The organism is Limisphaerales bacterium, from assembly GCA_014382585.1.
Taxonomy (GTDB): domain Bacteria; phylum Verrucomicrobiota; class Verrucomicrobiia; order Limisphaerales; family UBA1100; genus JACNJL01.
Genome location: JACNJL010000044.1, coordinates 76,851 through 96,443, shown reverse-complemented (window position 1 = coordinate 96,443; position 19,593 = coordinate 76,851). Strand labels below are relative to the sequence as shown.

The following is a 19,593-nucleotide window of genomic DNA, read 5'->3' as shown; positions in this document are numbered from 1 at the left end:
TCATCTTTCGGTAAATGGACGCGCGGGTCAAAGGGCTTTTTCATTGCCGCGCCCGCCCGCCACGGTGAAGACTGCGCCGCGTGCGATTTTTAATGCTCAACTGGCGCGACCCGCGCAACCCACTCGCCGGCGGCGCCGAGCGCGTGACCCACGCTTATCTGCGCGGCTTGGTGCAGCGCGGCCACGAGGTCACGTGGTTTGCCAATGAATTTGACGGAGGCGATCCGGCGGAGGTCATTGACGGGATTGACGTCATTCGCGGTGGCGGCAAATTCACCGCGTGGATGGCCGCGCGCAAATGGCACGCCACGCAAAAGCCCTTCGATCTCGTCATCGATCAGCACCACGGCATCCCGTGGTACGCGCCCATTTGGTGCACCGACAAATGCGTCGCCTACATTCACGAAGTGCTCGGCCCGATTTGGAAAGCGTTTTATCCGTGGCCACTCAGCCGCATCGGGAGTTGGCAGGAAGGCCTCACGCTGCGCCAATATCGCGACGTGCCGTTTTGGACTGCGAGCACTTACACGCGCGATCTGTTGCACGAACAAGGCATTGATTCCGTGACGCAAATTCCTTACGGCGTGGACACCCGCGCGCTGGAGACGTTGCCGGAAAAGGAACTCGATGAACCGCTGCAGCTCATCACCGTCTCCCGCCTCGCGCCCAACAAACAAGTGGATCACGCCATCGCCGCGTTGTGGAGTTTGCTTGGCGAACACGAAGTGGAAGCGAAATTAAAAATCGTCGGTCAAGGTCAGGAAGAACCCGCGCTGCGCCGGTTGGCCGCTGAGTTAAAAGTCGAAGACCACGTTGAATTTTGCGGCCCACTGCCCGAGGCCGAAAAAGATGCCGCCCTGCGCGACGCCCATTTTTTGCTGCACACTTCTCTGCGCGAAGGTTGGGGGCTCAACGTCATCGAGGCCAACGCTCTCGGCACGCCGGCCATTGTGTATCCCACGCCCGGTTTGGTGGAATCCACCTTGCACCGCCAAACCGGCCTCGTGACCGACGAAGAATCCCCCACCGCACTCGCCGCGATGATCGCCGACGTGCAATGCCACGACGGCGCGTATCAGGATTGGCGCATCGCCGCCCGCGACCGCGCCAAGGAATTTCATTGGGATCAAGTGCTCCCCGCCGCCTGCGACCAACTCGAAGCCTGGGCAAACGGCGGTGAAATGGATTGGGGCGATGACGACGACGAATCCGATATTGATGACGACGACGAATGAGCGCTCATCTTTACAGCGGCCTCACCGGCAAAGTGCGATGGTTCGCCAAGCGCTTTGGCTGGCGTGAAATTTTTCTGCTCCCCCTGCGCAAACTCGCCTCGCCGATCGTGCGGCCCTTCCTCCGCCCGCGGGAATTTGATTATCGCGACGAACGCCTCCTATGCGTTTACGAAAACTACAACGTCACGTGGAGCAACGAACGCTGCGCCGAAATCCCAATCGCCCGTTGGCACCTCGCCCAAACCGACGGCCCGATTTTGGAAATCGGAAACGTTCTCGGCCATTACGGCCCGCATACTCACACTGTCATCGACAAATACGAAACCGCTCCAAATGTCATTAACGAAGACATCACCGAATGGGAAACTGACGAGCGATTCGCGGTCATCCTTTCCATTTCCACCTTTGAACACATCGGCTTCGATGATGATGGCGGCGATTCCCAGGAAAAAATCCAAGCCGCCATCGCCGCCTGCCGCGCGTTGCTCGCGCCCGATGGACGCCTCGTCATCACCGTGCCGCTCGGGTACAATCCCGCCTTGGACGAACTCATCGCCAACAACAAACTCGCCGCCAACCAAGCGCATTTCCTCCTGCGCCATCGCCGCCGCGAATGGCGCGAAGCCTCACAAACCGAAGCCGTCGGCACAAAATATGGCCACCCGTTCCCCTACGCCAACGGCCTGTGGGTGGCGGAATTTTCACCAACAACCTAATGCGCCTCCTGCTGGTTTCATTTTTTTATGAGCACGACCACGGCGGGGCCGAGATGGTCGCGCGTGAGGCGGCGGCGTTGTTGCGGCGGTGCGCGGGGTGGGAGGTGGAGGTGCTGTGCCTCGCCGGCGGGCCGGATCGGGGTGAGCCGGGAATGCACCGCATCACCCTGCCGCGCTGGTGTTCGCAAAACGCGCAGGCGTTTAAGCGTACCATTTTATTTCTACCAAACCGGATGCTCGACCGATCACTCTTCCGCGCCGCTCAAAACGCCGGGGTGCGCCCGGAAAATTACGATGCGATTTTCTGCCCGGATATGAACGCGATCGTCCTCGCGCATGCCCTCGCCGATGCTGCCGACAAACCGCTCTTCACGTGGTGCCAGGAAGTCGTCCCCAAACGAATGGACGCCACCGCCACCCGCGCCAAGCTTGCACCTTTGATCAACGTGTGGCTGCGCGGCCGCGATGCTCCGTGGAAAAAAGCCCTCGCCGCCAGCACGCGCGTGGCCGGTGTTTCCGATTTCATCACCGATCGCTGCCGCGCCTTCGCGGGCGATGGGAATGATGATGACAAATTCACCACGCTGTATCAGCCCGTGGAAGATTATTTTTTACGACCCCCATCACGGGCAGTCGCGACCGATGGCCCCGCGAAGGTTTTATTTTACGGTCGCTTGTCTGCCGAGAAAGGCATCGACCTCCTCCTTGCCGCGTGGCGCAAACTCCAACCCCACGCCACTCTTTCCATCCTCGGAATGGACGGCCCGCTGCGCCCCGAAGTGGAACGCGCCACGGGCGACAACATTCATCTGCTTCAACACGTCGCCCACGTCGATGTACCAAAATTAATTTCCCAACACGACCTCGTCGTCTGTCCCTCCCGCGTGGAAGAAAGTCTCTGTCGCACCGCTCTCGAAGCCCGCCTCTTGGAACGCGCCATCGTCGCCAGCCAATCCGGTGCCATCCCCGAAGTGGTTAACGGTTATCCGCTGGCCCACTCCACCAAAATCCGCACGGACGATGCAACCGCCATCGAAAATCTTATCAATACCCTGCGGGCCGCGATGGAGGGACGCCATTTGTTGACCGATGAAGAACGTGAAACCGAGAAAAGTTTCCGCGAAAAATTCTTGCCCGAAACATTCGTGCACCAATTCCGCCGATTGACGGAAATCTAATCCACCTTCTCCATCCAAAAACACGCGCCACGTGGGCCTTCGCCCTTTGTCATCGCCTCGGCGGTGATGGGGCATTTTTGATGAACCGCCTCGGGGTGGGTGTGCAAAAGGTGATTCATCATCCAACGGATTTTCCAATCGCGGTTGTGTGTTAAAAAGGCTTCGAGGAGGTATTGTTCGTTCCAGAGTTTGATTTGGTCGACGATGAGCGGGGTGGGGTAATCCATCGGGGTGGCGATGTCGTGCACGTGCACCCACACGCCTTTGGGGAGGCGCGGGAGGATTTGCAGGTATTCGGTGAGCACATCGCCTTGCGGGCGGATGATGTGCGAGGAATCGATGAACACAATGTCGCGCGGCGCGAGGCCGGCGAAGACGTCGGGGCTCACTTCCTCCACGCGTTGGCGCAGGACGGTGACGTCGAGTTGCTCGAGCCACGGATTTTCGTAGGGCTCGATGCAGGTGTGTTCGCAGGGGGGCGCGCCGTCTTTTTCGTTTTGGGCAAAGGCGAGTTGGGCGAGATGCGTGCTCATGCCGCAGCCGATTTCGATGAACCGTCGCGGCTTGAGGTGGCGCAGAAAATTATAAAGCATCTCCGCATCGCCGCGTCCGTAGCCGGGGTTGTTGTAAAAAAAGCCGTCGGTGCCCTCCATCGGAATGGCGAGCAGTTCGTCGTTGAAGTCAAAGGTATCGAGTTGGGCGAGCATTTCAGCGTCGTCCCACTTAATGCCCGGCAGCGCGCGCGGTTCTTCCAGCGAACGCGTGAGGTGCGCGGGATTGACAAGCGGCTCGTAATAATGATCGCGCACGGGGAACACCCGCGTTTTGCGAAACACCCACCGCGCCACGCGAAACCGCTCCACGCCAGCCATCCGGATGGCCCCAAGCAACAGTGCCCCCGCTAGCGTGAACGGCAGCAGCAACACATCCGCCACCGGCAACAACGCCTCCACCCCGCGCCGCAGCCGCCCGCCCGGCGGAAACAAGTTGAACAAAAAATCACGCACGTCCGTGGCAGCGTAGCAATCGCAGCCGCCCGCGCAAAGCGAAGGTTGTTGGCAGCGGGGCCAATCCCGTTTAACCTCCCGCGATGCAGGTGGTTATCCTATGCGGCGGCCAGGGCACGCGATTGCGCGAGGAGACGGAGTATCGTCCCAAGCCGATGGTGCCCGTCGGCGGTCGGCCGATTCTCTGGCACATAATGAAAACCTACGCCCACCACGGGCATCGCGATTTCATTCTGTGCCTCGGCTATAAAGGCGAGGTCATCAAAGATTATTTCCGCAACTACCTTTGGCACACCAGCGACGTGACGCTCAAGCTCGGCCGCGAGCCGGAAGTGCAATACCACACCCATCACGACGAGGAAGACTGGACCGTGACCCTCCTCGACACCGGCCCCGCCACCGAAACCGGCGGTCGCCTCGCCCGCGCCTTGCCCCACGTGCGCGATGAAGATTTCCTGTTCACCTACGGCGACGGCTTGACCGATAGCGATCTCAACGCCTCCATTGAGTTTCACAAAAACCACGGCGCGATCGCCACCGCCACCGCCGTGCAACCGGCCGGCCGTTTTGGCGAGCTGTCCATCAACGAAGGCACCATCACCACCTTCAGCGAAAAACCCGACCGCGAGCCGCGCTTTGTCAACGGCGGCTATTGCGTGATCAACAAACGCATCGGAGATTATTTGACCGGCGACGACTGCATCCTCGAGCGCGAGCCATTGGAGCGCCTCGCCAGTGAAGGCCAGCTCAAGGCCCATTGTCACACCGGCTTTTGGCAGTGTATGGATACCCATCGCGAGCAGCAACAACTCGAGGCACTGTGGGCCGACGGCGCTGCACCGTGGAAAATCTGGTAGGAATGTTCGGCAAATTTTACAGCGGCAAAACCGCGTGGGTCACCGGCCACACCGGCTTCAAAGGCGCGTGGCTCAGCCTGTGGTTGCGCGACCTCGGCGCGAACGTCCACGGCTTTGCCCTCGCACCGCACGCCGCGTCCAATCTTCACGAAACCCTCGCGCCCAATACCTTCGCCAGCGAAACCATCGGCGACATCAGCGATTTCGATTTGGTCAAACAAGCCGCCGCCAACGCGCAGCCCGACATCGTTTTCCATCTCGCCGCCCAACCGCTCGTGCGCCGTTCGTACGCCGCCCCGCTGGAAACCGCCACCACCAATATCCTCGGCACCGCCCACGTCCTCGAAGCATTGCGGCAAAACAAAAACGATTGCCCCATCGTTGTCGTCACCAGCGACAAGTGTTATGAAAATGACGGCTCATCCCGCGCCTTTACCGAGGCCGATCCACTCGGCGGGCACGACATTTATTCCGCCAGCAAGGCCGCCACCGAAATCATGACCCGCAGTTGGCAACGCGCATTTAACGGCCGCATCGCCACCGCCCGCGCCGGCAATGTCATTGGCGGCGGCGATTACGGTGTCGACCGCATCGTGCCCGATTGCGTTCGCTCGCTTGCAGCCGGTGAACCCATCGCCGTGCGCAGTCCCGCCGCCACGCGTCCGTGGCAGCACGTGCTCGATTGTTTGTCCGGCTACCTTTGGCTCGGCGCGCGCTTGGCCGAGGATGATGCTTTCACCGACGCCTTCAACTTCGGCCCCACGCCCGAAGCCCAACGCCCCGTGCGCGAACTCGTGGAAAATTTCCTCCAACATTGGCCCGGCGAATGGACCGATGCCTCCGATCCAACCGCCCCGCACGAAGCCGCCACGCTTTCGCTCGCCATCGATAAAGCCCGCGAGCAACTCGGCTGGCAACCCGTTTGGGATTTCGCCACCGCCGTTCAACGTACCGCGCGTTGGTATCACCAACGGCACATCGTAAACGCCGAAGATCTTCACGGCCTCAGCCTTGCTCAGCTCGAAGCGTTCACCGCCGATGCCACGGCTGCATCCGCCGCGTGGGCCCAATAAAAATGCTGGAGGACTTCCAATGCCGCTCGTGCGCCGCGCGCTCCGGCAAATTGATTCTCGATCTCGGCGAACAACCGCTCGCCAATAATCTCCTCGCCCCCGAAAACCTCGCCCAACCCGAACCGTGCTTCCCCCTGCGCCTCGCCGTGTGCACCGAATGTTGGTTGCTGCAAATCACCAATCTTGTGCCGCCGGTCGAGTTGTTCAGCGATTACATTTATTTTTCGTCCTACTCAGATGCGTGGGTCAAACACGCCGCCGAATGCGCCACGCGCTATCGTAAAGAGTTTGCGCCAAGCTATGTCGTCGAAATCGCCAGCAACGATGGCTATCTCCTGCGCCAGTTCGCTGAGGCGGGCACACCGCACCTCGGCATCGAGCCCGCCGAAAACATCGCCACCGTCGCGCGCGAAAACGGAGTGGAAACGCGCACGGATTTTTTCACCAAAAAACTCGCGCAAGCATTGGCAACGGAAAAACAACCCGACCTCATCCTCGCCAACAACGTCTTCGCCCACGCTCCCGACCCCAACGATTTCGTCGCCGGCCTTGCGGCGTTGCTCGCCCCCGAAGGCCATGCCATCCTCGAATTTCCGCACGCCGCCGAGATGATTGCCCAAACTGAATTTGACACCATTTATCACGAGCACGTTTTCTATTTCACCCTAACCGCCATTGAACCTATCTTCGCCCGCCACAAACTCCGCATCATCCGCGTCGAGCGCACGCCGATGCACGGCGGTTCGCTGCGTATTTTTGTGCGACACAATGTCCACGCTGCCGATGAAACCGTCACGGCATTACGCGCAGAGGAAAACAAATTGGGCGTGGGCAATCTCGGTTATTATCAAAATTTCGCCGCCAACGCCTCAGCCATCCGCGACCAGTTGCGCGAGCGAATCTCCACCCTCAAAGCCGAAGGCAAAACCCTCGCCGCCTACGGCGCAGCGGCCAAAGGCAGCACGTTATTAAATTTTTGTGGCATTATGGCCAATGACCTCGCCTTCGTGGCCGATCGCAGCCCGCACAAGCACGGTAAGCTGATGCCCGGTGCGCACGTGCCAATCGTCCCCGCCGAGGAACTGTCCCAACGCGCACCGGACGTCACTTTATTGTTGGCGTGGAATTTCGCGAATGAAATCCTCGCGCAGCAGCAAGCGTACCGCGACTCGGGCGGGAAATTTTTAATCCCCATTCCGGAAGCGCGGTTGGTTTGAACGAATGAAATTTACTGAAACAAAAATCAACGGCGTGTTCGTCATCGAGCTGGATAAGCACGCGGATGATCGCGGATGGTTCGCCCGTGCGTGGTGCCGCGAGGAATTCGCCGCGCACGGCTTGCCGACTGACCTCGTCCAAACCAATCTTTCGCACAACACCCAACGCGGCACCGTGCGCGGGATGCATTTCCAAACCACCCCGTATGCGGAAGCCAAGCTCGTGCGATGCGTCTCCGGCGCGGTGCACGACATCGCGCTGGATCTCAGGCCGGAGTCGCCGACGTTTAAGCAATCCATCGCCAACGAACTCAGCGCCGCGAACGGCCGCGCCGTATTTTTACCCGAAGGCATCGCGCACGGTTTCCAAACGCTCACCGACGATGCCACATTATTTTATCAGATGAGCGCGCCCTACGCGCCGGAATCCGCAAGCGGTGTGCGCTGGGATGACGCCGCGTTCCAAATCCAATGGCCCATCGCCGGTGCCATTGTGTGCGAGCGCGATTTGTCTTTTCCGGATTTCACCGAATGAGCGCGCCACTGACAGATGAACAGCTCGCCGCCTTTGTCCGCGATGGCTTTTTGGTGTTGCCGAATTTTTATGAACGCGGCGAAGTGGAAGCTGTGCAGCGCGGTGTCCATTCGATCATCGGTTTACTCATCGAACAACACCAACTCGCCATCGAGCAAACCGACTTTGCGTCGGAGACATTTGACGCGGGCTATCAATCCCTCATCGCGCACGATCGCGCCCTCGGTGGCGTGGTGTATGATGCAGTGAAACAAATCCCCGCGTTCATCCGTCTCGTGGCCAGCGCGAAGCACGAGGCGGTGGTGCGGCAAGTGCGCGGCACGGACGCGCCGGGCATTGCGGCGGGCGGTTACGGCATTCGGATTGATAATCCCGCCGAGGAAAAATTTCGCGCCGGGTGGCATCAGGATTATCCGGCGCAGTTGCGTAGTTTGGATGGGTTGGTTTTTTGGAGTCCGTTGCTGGCGATGACCGATGAGCTCGGCCCCGTGGAGTTTTGCATTGGTTCGCACAAAGACGATTTCGCTCCGGTATGCGAACACGATTCGGCTAACCCTGACAAAACCGGTGCGTACGGATTGACCTTGGCCGACGAAGCGGAGCGCGTTGCAAAGTACGAGAAATCTGCGCCGCTCACGGAGCCGTGCGATTTGGTGTTGGTCGATTTCCTCACGTTGCATCGCTCCGGCGAAAACCGTGCCGCCCGATCGCGGTGGTCGATGCAAATGCGGTGGTTCAACTTTGCGGAGCCGACCGGGAAAAAACTCGGTTGGCCCGGCGCGTACGCTGCTGGCAATGACCTCCGTGCGGTGCATCCGGAATGGGTGGTGGAATGACGGACGCCTGCAACATTTGCGAGGGGCCGCTGGGCGCGCCGGTTTATGAATCCGCGCGGCCCGTTTCCATCACCTCGCTGTGCCAAGTGCTCGAGGGTGCCACCCGTGTTTGGCATTGCGCAAGTTGTAGCCACACCCAAACCGCACCGCTGCCCGCGCTGGAAAAATTTTACGCCGAAGATTATCACATCCTCACCGCCAGCGAGGAGGAGGATCAACTCTACGCCGTGCGCGAGGGCCGGAAAATTTTCCGCACCGAACATCAAGTCACCACATTGCTGGAAAAACTCGACCTCCCGCCCAACGCGCAAGTGCTCGACTACGGCTGCGGCAAGGCCGCCACGCTCAAAGCCCTGCACGGCCACCGTGATGATATTGCCCCGCACGTTTTCGATGTGGGAGAACAGTACCGCGATTTTTGGAACGCCTTCGTGCCCGCTGAAAACCAAGCGGTGTACGAACTGCCCGCCGAATGGGCGGGGAGCTTCGACGCGGTGATTTCATTTTTCGCGCTGGAACACGTGGACACCCCACGCGAGTTTGTGGCGCAGGCGCATCGTTTATTGCGTGACGGCGGCACATTCTATTTTCTCGTGCCCAATGTGTTTGCAAACACCGCCGATCTCGTGGTGGCCGACCACGTGAATCATTTTTCCGAACACTCGCTGCATCGCTTGTTGGCTGATGCCGGATTTGCCGTGCGCGAAATTGACAGCACTGCACACAACAGCGCGTGGGTGGTGGTCGCGGAAAAAAATGATGCAGATGGAATTGCCCCAATCACAAATTCAGTCGCCGATGTCATCAACGAGATGGCCGAATACTGGCAGGAATTTGGCAACCGGGTTCGGGCGTTTGAAAATGCGGGCAACGGCGAAACCGCCATTTATGGCTCCGGGTTTTATGGCACATTCATTCACGCCTGCCTCGAACGACCCGAAGCGGTGAAATGTTTTCTCGACCAAAACCCGCATCGGCAAAAGCAGATTTTGTTAAAGAAACCCATCCTTGCGCCCAAGGCATTACCGGAAACTGTGCGGCGACTTTATGTTGGGCTCAACCCGCGCGTGGCCCGCGAGGAGATGGCAATGTTGAATTGGTCGCAGGAATTGGAGGTATTTTTCCCGTGAAAGTCAATTTGCTTGCTCCAGTGACGGGGGATTTTGCGGTGTTATCGGGTCTTCGAAATGACGCAGCAGTGCAACTTCAACTCATGATTGAGCCGAGGCAGTATTCGCCCGCGGAAGTGCGAGCGTGGATTCGGCGGCGTACGATGGATTCGAGCGGCGTTTTTTTTGTGATCGAAAACGGCGGCCCATGCGGGTTTGTGCAGTTGACGCAGGTTGACCGCGAGCGGGGCACGGCGGATTTGGGAATTTGTTTGGCTCGATCGGTGCGCGGCAAGGGCGTGGCGGCGAAGGCGATGGGGCTTTTGGAAATGCACGCGAAGAAAAAGCTGCGGTGTAAAAAACTGACGCTGCGCGTGTTGCGCGTGAATCATCGGGCGATTGCATTTTATTGGAAACTGAAATTCAAAACCGTGGAGACGAAACGTCGGCATTACTTTGACGGCAGTCATTGGCGGGACGTGGTTTTTATGGAGAAGACGCTGCGATGAAAACGGTTGTGATATCCCAGCCGATGTATTTCCCGTGGGTGGGGATGTTGGAGCAAATGCGGCTCGCCGATGTATTTGTGTATTTGGATGATGCGCAGTTTTCAAAGGGTGGATTTTTTAACCGCGTGCAAATAAAAACCGCCGAGGGCACGCCGTGGCTCACGGTGCCATTGGCGGAAACCAAACTTGGGCAGTCGCTCAATGAAACGCAAATGGCCAAACACGATTGGCGGCGCAAACAGCTTGCGACGCTGCGGCAAGCGTACGCCGCTGCGCCGCATACGGAGGAAATGTTGGGCTTGGTGAAATCGGTGTTTGAAAAAGAACACGAATCGCTGGCGGCGTTGAGTGCGGCGAGCGTGGAGGCGTTGGCGGGTTTTTTTGAAATCATCCCGAAGGTAATTCAGTGGTCATCAGCACTGGACATCGAAGGCACGGGTTCAGCGCGGGTGTTGGCGATTTGCCAGGCCTTGGGCGCGGAGCGTTATGTCACGGGGCACGGCGCGTGGGATTATTTGGACCACGAATCCTTCGAGGCAGCAGGCATTCGGGTGGAGTATTTGAATTATGAAAAACGCGCGTATCCGCAGTTGCACGGGGCGTTTACGCCCTTTGTCAGCGCGTTGGATTTGGCGGCTAATTGCGGGCACGCGGGGCGGGAAGTGATTGCCTCGGGGACGGTTTACTGGAAGGATTTCGCGCGATGAGCGAGGTAGCCAAGTTTTTTGCCGAGGTGCAGGACAACATTGACGGACTGCACGCGGATGCATCCGTGCGACAGGCGACGCGCGATTGGGTGGCTGCGATTGCGCCGCATCATTACACTTACAATTTTACGTGGCTTGGTCGGCCGGTCATTCAATTTCCGCAGGATCTTGCGGCGTTGCAGGAAATTATTTGGGAAACGAAACCGGATCTCATCATTGAAACGGGCATCGCTCACGGCGGATCGCTGATTTTTCACGCGTCGATGCTGCAACTGCTCGGCAATGATGGAAGCGTGCTCGGCGTGGATATCGACATCCGCGAACACAATCGCGTCGAGATCGAAGCGCACCCGATGTTTGAGCGCATCGAAATGATTCAAGGCTCGTCGATCGAGGACGCCATCGCCGCGCAAGTCGCCGCAGTTGCCTCCGGAGCTGAGCGGGTGATGGTTGTGCTTGATTCCAATCACACGCACGAGCACGTTTTGCGGGAATTGGAATTGTATGCGCCGCTGGTCACGAAGGGGTGCTATTTAGTCGTGTGCGACACGCTGATTGAGGATATGCCGGCGGGGTCGTTTCCCGATCGCCCGTGGGACAAAGGTGATAATCCCCGCACGGCGACGGATGCTTTTTTGAAAACGACTGAACGCTTTGAGGTCAATACCGCCATCGACGCCAAGCTGCAAATCAGCGTGGCTCCGGGCGGTTATTTGAAATGCGTGGCGGACTAATGAGCGATCGCATCCCCATCGCCGGCCCGGGCATCACTCAGCGGGAGATCGATTACGCCACCGACGCGGCAACGAATGGATGGTACGCGCGCGCCGGTGAATATCCGCATCGTTTTGAGGCCGCCTTTGCCAACTACATTGGCGTGAAGCACGCGGTGAGTTTGCCCTCGTGCACTTCGGGCCTGCATCTCGCGTTGGCGGCACTGGGCATTGGGCCGGGCGACGAGGTGATCGTGCCGGACCTCACCTGGATTGCCAGTGCCGCGCCGGTTTCATATGTCGGTGCCACGGTGGTATTCGCTGATGTGGATGAAAACACGTGGTGCCTCAGTGCCGAGAGTGTGCGCGCGTGCACCACCGAAAACACGAAGGCGATTTTGCCGGTAGATTTGTACGGCGGCGTTCCGGATTATGCCGCGCTGCGGGCCATCGCCGATGAGCATGGCTTGAAAATTATTGAAGATGCCGCCGAGGCCATCGGTAGCGAATTTGACGGACGCAAGGCGGGTGCGTTGGGCGATGTCGCGGCGTTTAGTTTTCACGGTTCCAAAACTTTCACCACCGGCGAAGGCGGAATGTTGGTGACTAATGACGACACATTACACGCGCGCGTGATGCAGTTGCGCGATCACGGCCGCGAGCCCGGTGATGTGCATTTCAAAAACACGGAAGTTGCTTTCAAGTACAAAATGCCGCCCGTGGCCGCGGCGATTGGCTTGGCACAGGTGGAGCGTGCGGAGGAATTGGTGGCCCGCAAGCGGGAGATGTTTGAATGGTATCGTGAGGCATTGGTGGGAGTGGAAGGCGTCACTTTGAATCACGAACCAGCCAACACGAAGAACACATTTTGGATGGTCACCGCCGTGCTCGATCCAATGCTGGAATGGCCGAAAGAAAAACTGATGGCCGCGCTCGACGCGGAAGGCATCGACAGTCGGCCGATGTTTCATCCGCTCAGCAGTTTGCCGGCGTATGAAGGACACGCGGAAGCGGCGGTGGCACGCAAGCGAAATGCAGTGAGCTATCGCCTCAGTCCGTTGGGCATTAACTTGCCGTCGGCGCTGAACCTCACGCGTGAACAAGTGCAGCGCGTGGCGGAAACCTTGAAGCGCACACTCGGCGTTTAATTATTGATGAGCAAGCTGGTTACAGTCATTCCCGTTTACAACGGCGGACGTTTTCTTGAAGCCACGCTGGAATCAGTGGCCAGCCAAACGCGCCGGCCCGATCGCGTGATCATTCAAGACAACTGTTCCACCGACGGCACGCATCGGATCGCCAAGGCATTTGAAAAAGAAGGCTTCGAGTGGCGGCTCACCGACGAGCACGTTGAGTCAACGGATAATTTTAACAACGCGCTGCGCTACGCAGAAGAGGCGGACGTGCTGCATTTGCTCACGGCGGATGACCTCATCAAGCCGGAGTTTTATGAGCGGATGCTTGAGCCGTTGGAAGCGGTCCAAGGGCGCGCGCTGGTTTATTCGGCGTACGAAGTGATCGGCGAAGAGGGCGTATTGGTGGAGGGTGGGGATTTAATGTGTCCATTCCCCATTGTGCCTGGCGGCGCGCCCATCACCATTCCGCAAAAGGAATTTATCGCCGCCCAAGCGGATTTGCGGACGATTTGTTTGCCGGCGGTTTTAATGAAAACGAACCGCCAATTGTTGCCGGTTGAATTTCTTACGCACTTCATTCAATGCGCCGATGCGGTTTTTTATGCGGAACTGGCGGCCACTTGCGAGATGGTGATCGAGGTGCCTTCGGCCCTTTGTGAATATCGGCGGCACGAGTATTCGACCACCTCCCGCAACCGCCGCGAGCCGGGCGCAGTGATTGCGGATGAATGGCAGGCGATGGTGGCCGCCTCGGCGTTGCTAGAAAAAACTGGCTTCGGTGCATGGCTGTGGAATTTTCGCCAGCGTTGTTTGCTTGCCGCGCGTAGTCGGGTGAAGCGCGCGCAATCGGCGGAGGAGACGCCGCATTATCGTCAGGAAATTGATCGCGCCACCCGCGCCATTACCGGCCCGTGGGCGGGGATGCTGGGCAACTTGGCCGTTGCCTTGCGGGGCGTTTCGGGGCAGGGTCGCCGCTGAGGTTTTGATGTCCGACTCTTCAAGTGAACCCCGTTCTCCCAAATGGCTCGACGCGCTGATTGTGCTCGCGTGTCTGGCGTTAGTGCTGGGCTTTCTCTTTCGCGGGAGCCTCGAGCGCGGGCAGGTCATTTTCGCCAATGATTCCCCGCTTGCGGGTATTCAGTCTCACGCCTTCGATGAACAATCCGGCTGGAGTTTTTGGCAGGATCAAAACTGGCTGGGCGGCGAGGTGCCTTCGGCGATGCCCAACTTTACCAAAGCCTATTTCGATGTGTGCCTCGCGCTGGGCGGTGACGGCGGCCCTGTGCTCTTTGCCAAAACTTACGCCCCGATGGCGTTGCTGCTGCTTGGGTTTAGTGGGTGGCTGCTTTTCCGCGCGCTGCGATTTTCGCAACCGGTGTGCGTGCTCGGCGCGTTGGCGTTGGCGCTCAATGGTGATTTGCTGACGCACGCCACTTGGGGTTTGCCCAGCGTGCCCCTCGGCGCGGCGGGCGCGTGTTTGTGTTTGGCAGCAGTCTTCCACGGCTTGCGCCAAACCGGCTGGCGAGTTTGGGTGTGGACGGCGCTGGGCGGGTTTGCGCTGGGGCAGGGCGTGATGGAAAGTTTTGATGTGGGCGGCATTTTCAGCCTGTGCGTGGCGGCGGTGGTGTTTGTGGCGGTGCTCAATCGCGATGGGCAAAGAACTTATAATCTCGCGCCAAACGCCCTGCGCGGGTTTGCTAAAGTAGGCGTTGTGGCTGTGGCGGCTGCGTTGATGGCGGGGCACACGCTGGTGAATCTTTTTCAGACTGCCGGTGGCACGGCTGCGGCGATGAAGGTTTCGCCGTTAAACCAATTGGAGAAAGCGGTGCAACGTGCCCGCGATCAGATCCAAGCTGCGCCTGAACTCGGGCCGTTACAGAAGCAACAATACTTGGCCGAAGTGGAATCTCAAAGGCTGGCTCAGTTGAAACTCATTGAGCAACAACAGTTTGATGCCGCCACGCAATGGAGCGTGCCGCCGGGCGAAACGTTGCGCATGGCCGTGCCCGGTTTGTTCGGGTATCGCGATAATCCACACGGCTGGCTCAACTTGCCGGTGTCTGATGCCCACCGTTACTGGGGCGCGGTGGGGCAGGAACCGGCGTACAGCCGCGCCTTGGCGGAAAATCCCCGCAGCCACATCAAGGCTATGGAATCGTATGCGAAAGTAGCCGGTCCACAGCGCGCTCCCTTCAAGCGGCACGCGTATCCGGGCCTTTACGCGGGATTGATTGTGCTGTTGGTCGCGGCGTGGGCTTTTCTACAAAGCCTTCGGGCGCAAGGCGTGTACGGTCCGGCTGAGCGGCGGTGGGTTTGGGTATGGACCGCCGGCGCCTTCGGATGTTTATTGTTGGCTTGGGGACATCACGCGCCGTTCTATCAGCTGATTTATAAACTGCCGTTTTTCGACACCATCCGCAACCCGATCAAATTCATGCATCCGATGAGCGTGGCGCTGGTCGTGTTATTTGCTTTCGGACTCGAAGGCATGGCGCGTGCGTACCATTCAAATACGGCGGCGCGGATCTCATTGAAAAAAAGACTCACCTCGCTGCAGGGGTGGAATCGTAATTGGGGTGTGGGACTGTTGGCGTTCGTGGGCGTCGCATTATTGGCGTGGGTGGTTTATTTTGTTTCCTTACCGGATATCCGGTTGAATCTCATCGATTCACTTGGGTTTGATAAAGAAACCGCCGAGGCTATGGCGAGCCACAGCATCACTGCGGCCAGCGTGGCGATGGGGATGTTGGTATTGGCGGTGGGCTGGATGGCACTGATGATGGCCGGTGCACGCTCGGCGGGGGGTTGGGTGGTGTGCGGCGTGCTGTTGTGCGCAGATCTCGGGCGGGGGAGTGCGCCGTTTGTCGTGCATTTTAATCACCTCACCCAGTACGCCTCCAACGACATCGTGCGCATCCTTACCCAGCGGCCTTACGAACAGCGCGTGCAATTTGCACAGGGTATGATGGTTTCTGAACTGCGCACGCTGGCGCAGCAACAACAGCGGCTGATCCTCGAGCATCAGGAGACGGTGGATCCCATCAAAAAGAATCAGCTCGAAATCGGTATCTCAGATTTGAGTGCGCAGTCGCAGTATTTGCAGTTGTTTTTTCAGGTGTACCAAACCGACTGGAAACAGGGCCTCTTTCCGTGGCATCGGGTGCACACGGTTGATCTCATCCAAGAACCGCGCGTGGCACCGGAGAATGCTGCGTACCGTGCGGCGGTGGGCGCAAATCCACGACGCTCAATGGAACTGACTAGCACACGCTGGCTGCTGGGCGGGCGGGTGAGCATCCTGCCGGAATTGCCCAAGATGTTCAAAACCCACACGAATGCATTCACGTTGCGGGAATCCTTCAACCTCATCCCGCGTCCGGGCTCCACCAATGGCGTCCCCAACTATACCGCCAAAGCCACGCCGAGAGGGCTGCTGGCATTGGTGGAGTTTGAGGATGCCTTGCCGCGGGCAGGGGTGTACTCGCATTGGCGGAGTGGGGTGGCGGATGAAACGGCGCTGGCGTTGTTGCCGGATCCGGATTGGGATCCGCATCGGGAGGTGCTGGTGGCGGAGGAAATTCCCAAGCCGGATAGCACGGATGCGAATGCGACGGTCGTGCCCGCGCGTTATGAATTTTATGATCCCAAACGGGTGGTGATTTCGACGGATGCGGAAACCTCCACGGTGTTGATGCTGAACGACAAACATCATCCGGCGTGGCAAGTGACGGTGGATGGAAAACCGGCAACATTATTGCGGGCGAATTATTTAATGCGTGGCGTGCATTTGTCGCCCGGGAAACACACGGTGGAATTTAAGTTCGCACCGCCCGCGGAGAGCATTCGCATCAGCCTCGCGGGGCTGGGATTGGCGGGCGTGCTCGGCGCGTTGTTGATTTTTGTGCCGAGTCGGCGGCGCGATGATGAGGACGACGATGAGCCGGAGGAATTGGAAGTGGAGGTCACAGTCCCGTTGGATGATCCAGAAACTCCCACGGCAGACGAAACTGCTTCGACAGATGAGCCGCCAGCGCCTTCACGCCGAACGTCTCGGTCGCGTAGTGGCCGCCGTAGAAAACGTTGATCCCCAATTCCTCCGCCAGCGCGCCGGTCCAGTGCGGGCCTTCGCCGGTGATAAATGTATCCACCCCCTCCGCCGCCGCGCGTGCGATGCTGCCGCCGGCGCCTCCGGTGACGATACCGATCTTTTGGCAAACACTCGGCCCGCCGCGCAAGAGCTTGGGGGGTGCGCCCAGCACGCTCTTCAATCGGCTGCTCAAAATATCACGGCACAAACGCGTGCTCACGCGCAGGCCGATGGGTGCGCCGTGTTCCTCGAAAAATGGTTTGGGCTTGGTGAATTTCAGTGCTTTGCAAAAACCGGCGTTGTTGCCAAGGCGCGGATGAGCATCCAATGGTAAATGGGCGCTGTACACGGCGAGATTGTTTTGGACCAACTCGCCGATGAGCGCGCGCTTGGGGCCGGTCCACGGCAGTTGCGGGCTCCAAAATAAGCCATGATGGACGACTAACAAATCCGCCTTCGCTGCGGCGGCCATCCGCACCGTGGCGAGCGAGGCGTCCACGGCGGCGGCGATGCGGGTGATGCGCCCGTTGTTTTCCATCTGTAAACCGTTGTGCGCGCCGTCGTAATCGCCGATGGCGTCGAGGCGCAACGTCTTGTCGCAGTGGGCCACGATGGTTTTGAGGTCTGCTTTTTTCTGAACGGATGGCATCCGGCATAAAAGGCGCTCGCGGAAAAATTTGCAATGCCCGTATTGAAAATCTATTTTTCATCCCTATGATGCCCCGCCGATGACGAATGCCGCCCAAGAAAATATGAACGACCCGTGGACGATTGAAGACGCGCGTGCCGTGTACAATATCGATCGCTGGGGCGCGGAGTATTTTGGCATCAACGCCGGCGGCCGCGTAGTGGCGCACCCACAACAGGCGGCGGGCGCGGAGGTGGAGCTGATGGAAGTGCTGGCCACCGCCCGCGACCGGGGATTTAAGGCGCCTTTGTTGGTGCGGTTTCAGGATATTTTGCGGCATCGGGTGGAGGCAATTTGCGCGGCGTTTGACCAATCGATTGAGGAGCACGACTTCACGGGGCGCTATCGCGGGGTATTTCCGGTGAAGGTGAATTCGCTGCGCGAAGTGGTGGAGGAAATTCTCGATGCCGGTCGGCCGCACGGGTTTGGGTTGGAGGTGGGCAGCAAACCGGAATTGCACGCGGCGCTCGCATTGCAGGATGAGCCGGGCAGTTTGCTGATTTGCAATGGCTACAAAGACGACGCGTTCATCCGCACGGCGCTGATGGGCACGCGGCTCGGGCGGCAAGTGGTTTTGGTGGTGGAGAAGCCCGACGAATTGCGCCGGATTATTTCGGTGGCCAAACGCGAAGGCGTGCGGCCGCAGCTCGGCATTCGGATGCGGTTGCTCAGTCGCAGCACCGGCAAGTGGGCGGACAGCGGCGGCGAGGATGCAAAGTTCGGCCTCAACACCGCCGAGCTGATGGCTGCCATTGAGCTGCTGCGCGCCGAGGGTTGGGAGGATTGTTTTCGATTGTTGCATTTTCACATTGGCTCGCAAGTGCCGGACATTCTCACCGTGCGCAAAGCCGTGCAGGAGGGCGCGCGTTTTTATGCGAAGGTGCGGCAGTTGGGTTTCCCTCTGGAATACCTCGACGTGGGCGGCGGGTTGGCCGTGGATTATGACGGCTCACGTGCCGCTTTCGAAAGTTCCGCAAACTACTCGCTGCAAGAATACACCAACGACGTGGTGCAAACCGTTGCCGAAGTGTGCAATGCCGAGGACGTGCCGCATCCAAATCTTATCAGCGAAAGCGGCCGTGCCGTGGTCGCGCATCACAGCGTGCTGTTGGTGGAAGTATTTGGTGCCAATAACAAAACGCCGAAGACCCACAAGCCGCGCCTTAAATACGGCAAAGAAGAACACCCGCTCGTGGAGCAACTATTGCGCATCCGTCGTGGCTTCGCGCGTGGCGGTAAGCTTGCGGCGTATCACGACGCCGTCAATTGCAAGGACGACGCCACCAATATGTTCACCCTTGGCGTGCTTGGCCTTGAGGAAAAAGCGAAAGTCGAAACGCTCTATTGGGAAATTTGTCAAAAAGTAGTGGCCTATTTTCGCAATGCGGAACATGTGCCCGAGGAAATTACGCAGTTGGAAGACCAATTGAGCGACCAATATGTTTGCAACTTTTCATTATTCCAATCGCTGCTCGATCATTGGGCGGTGGAGCAGCTGTTCCCCATCGTGCCGCTGAGCCGCCACACCGAACGCCCCACCCGTGAGGCCACGTTGGTGGACATCACCTGCGATTCCGACGGGGCGGTGCGGAAGTTCATCAATCTTGAGGACGTGCGCGACACGCTGCCGCTCCATCCATTGCGAAAAAACAGCAAAGGCAACGAGCCGTATTTCTTGGGATTCTTTTTGATGGGCGCGTATCAGGATGTGATGGGCAACCTGCACAATCTTTTCGGGCGCGTGAATGAAATTCACGTGTTTCTCGACCCCGACGAGCCGAGCGGTTATTACATCGAAGAAATCATCCGCGGCCAAACCCTCAGTGGAAGCCTCGACAGCGTGCAATTCCACCGGCGCGATTTGCAGCGCCAGATGAAAAAACAATTCGACGCCGCCATTCGCGACAACCGCCTTAAGCCCAGCGAAGGAATGCGGTTGCTCGAGGAATACGAGCGAGGCCTGGACGAGTACACTTATCTTTCATTTTAA

At 58.8% G+C, this 19,593-nt stretch carries 17 protein-coding genes; 15 read left to right on the top strand and 2 right to left on the bottom strand.

Annotated features, from left to right (window positions below; genetic code table 11):
• Nucleotides 1–80 precede the first annotated feature (80 nt).
• Genes H8E27_10140 through H8E27_10130 form a run of 3 tightly spaced genes read left to right on the top strand, consistent with a single transcriptional unit; the run spans nucleotide 81 to nucleotide 3,129 of the window.
• A complete protein-coding gene (locus H8E27_10140; GenBank protein MBC8325973.1) occupies nucleotides 81–1,235 on the top strand; it encodes a glycosyltransferase family 4 protein in 1,155 nt (384 codons plus the stop codon).
• A complete protein-coding gene (locus H8E27_10135) occupies nucleotides 1,232–1,951 on the top strand; it encodes a class I SAM-dependent methyltransferase (protein ID MBC8325972.1) in 720 nt (239 codons plus the stop codon). The genes H8E27_10140 and H8E27_10135 overlap by 4 nt, the downstream gene beginning before the upstream one ends.
• Entirely contained in the window at nucleotides 1,951–3,129 is a 1,179-nt protein-coding gene (locus tag H8E27_10130; GenBank protein ID MBC8325971.1) for a glycosyltransferase family 4 protein, read from the top strand. Before H8E27_10135 ends, H8E27_10130 begins: the two co-directional genes overlap by 1 nt.
• On the opposite strand, the gene H8E27_10125 is transcribed toward H8E27_10130, so the two are convergent.
• The gene (locus tag H8E27_10125) at nucleotides 3,126–4,001 is read right to left on the bottom strand and encodes a class I SAM-dependent methyltransferase (GenBank protein ID MBC8325970.1); all 876 of its coding nucleotides are present in this window, start codon (nucleotides 3,999–4,001) and stop codon (nucleotides 3,126–3,128) included. The genes H8E27_10130 and H8E27_10125 overlap by 4 nt on opposite strands.
• 218 nt (nucleotides 4,002–4,219) lie before the next feature.
• Here H8E27_10125 and rfbF point away from each other — a divergent pair, with 218 nt between their 5' ends.
• From rfbF to H8E27_10070, 11 genes are all read left to right on the top strand, one after another.
• Nucleotides 4,220–4,993, top strand: coding sequence for a glucose-1-phosphate cytidylyltransferase (gene rfbF / locus H8E27_10120; protein MBC8325969.1), 774 nt, complete (start codon nucleotides 4,220–4,222; stop codon nucleotides 4,991–4,993).
• 2 nt (nucleotides 4,994–4,995) lie between these two features.
• Entirely contained in the window at nucleotides 4,996–6,066 is a 1,071-nt protein-coding gene (gene rfbG / locus H8E27_10115) for a CDP-glucose 4,6-dehydratase (GenBank protein ID MBC8325968.1), read from the top strand.
• A 2-nt stretch (nucleotides 6,067–6,068) separates the two neighbouring features.
• Nucleotides 6,069–7,283: a class I SAM-dependent methyltransferase gene (locus tag H8E27_10110; GenBank protein ID MBC8325967.1), complete on the top strand. Its 1,215-nt coding sequence runs from the start codon at nucleotides 6,069–6,071 to the stop codon at nucleotides 7,281–7,283.
• 4 nt (nucleotides 7,284–7,287) lie between these two features.
• Nucleotides 7,288–7,818, top strand: coding sequence for a dTDP-4-dehydrorhamnose 3,5-epimerase (rfbC, locus tag H8E27_10105; protein ID MBC8325966.1), 531 nt, complete (start codon nucleotides 7,288–7,290; stop codon nucleotides 7,816–7,818).
• Nucleotides 7,815–8,654: a phytanoyl-CoA dioxygenase family protein gene (locus H8E27_10100; protein ID MBC8325965.1), complete on the top strand. Its 840-nt coding sequence runs from the start codon at nucleotides 7,815–7,817 to the stop codon at nucleotides 8,652–8,654. Before rfbC ends, H8E27_10100 begins: the two co-directional genes overlap by 4 nt.
• The gene (locus H8E27_10095; protein MBC8325964.1) at nucleotides 8,651–9,784 is read left to right on the top strand and encodes a class I SAM-dependent methyltransferase; all 1,134 of its coding nucleotides are present in this window, start codon (nucleotides 8,651–8,653) and stop codon (nucleotides 9,782–9,784) included. The genes H8E27_10100 and H8E27_10095 overlap by 4 nt, the downstream gene beginning before the upstream one ends.
• Before the next feature lie 68 nt (nucleotides 9,785–9,852).
• On the top strand, nucleotides 9,853–10,272 hold the full coding sequence (locus H8E27_10090; protein MBC8325963.1) for a GNAT family N-acetyltransferase: 420 nt from the start codon (nucleotides 9,853–9,855) through the stop codon (nucleotides 10,270–10,272).
• Nucleotides 10,269–10,979 (top strand): WbqC family protein, encoded by a 711-nt coding sequence (locus tag H8E27_10085; GenBank protein MBC8325962.1) that lies wholly within the window; start codon nucleotides 10,269–10,271, stop codon nucleotides 10,977–10,979. The genes H8E27_10090 and H8E27_10085 overlap by 4 nt, the downstream gene beginning before the upstream one ends.
• Nucleotides 10,976–11,713: a cephalosporin hydroxylase family protein gene (locus H8E27_10080; GenBank protein MBC8325961.1), complete on the top strand. Its 738-nt coding sequence runs from the start codon at nucleotides 10,976–10,978 to the stop codon at nucleotides 11,711–11,713. The genes H8E27_10085 and H8E27_10080 overlap by 4 nt, the downstream gene beginning before the upstream one ends.
• Nucleotides 11,713–12,840: a DegT/DnrJ/EryC1/StrS family aminotransferase gene (locus H8E27_10075; protein ID MBC8325960.1), complete on the top strand. Its 1,128-nt coding sequence runs from the start codon at nucleotides 11,713–11,715 to the stop codon at nucleotides 12,838–12,840. The genes H8E27_10080 and H8E27_10075 overlap by 1 nt, the downstream gene beginning before the upstream one ends.
• Nucleotides 12,841–12,846: 6 nt before the next feature.
• The gene (locus H8E27_10070) at nucleotides 12,847–13,806 is read left to right on the top strand and encodes a glycosyltransferase (protein MBC8325959.1); all 960 of its coding nucleotides are present in this window, start codon (nucleotides 12,847–12,849) and stop codon (nucleotides 13,804–13,806) included.
• A gap of 2,984 nt (nucleotides 13,807–16,790) precedes the next feature.
• On the opposite strand, the gene H8E27_10065 is transcribed toward H8E27_10070, so the two are convergent.
• Complete coding sequence (locus H8E27_10065) at nucleotides 16,791–17,564, bottom strand: Nif3-like dinuclear metal center hexameric protein (GenBank protein ID MBC8325958.1); 774 nt, start codon at nucleotides 17,562–17,564, stop codon at nucleotides 16,791–16,793.
• A 79-nt stretch (nucleotides 17,565–17,643) separates the two neighbouring features.
• Here H8E27_10065 and speA point away from each other — a divergent pair, with 79 nt between their 5' ends.
• Nucleotides 17,644–19,593: a biosynthetic arginine decarboxylase gene (gene speA / locus H8E27_10060; protein MBC8325957.1), complete on the top strand. Its 1,950-nt coding sequence runs from the start codon at nucleotides 17,644–17,646 to the stop codon at nucleotides 19,591–19,593.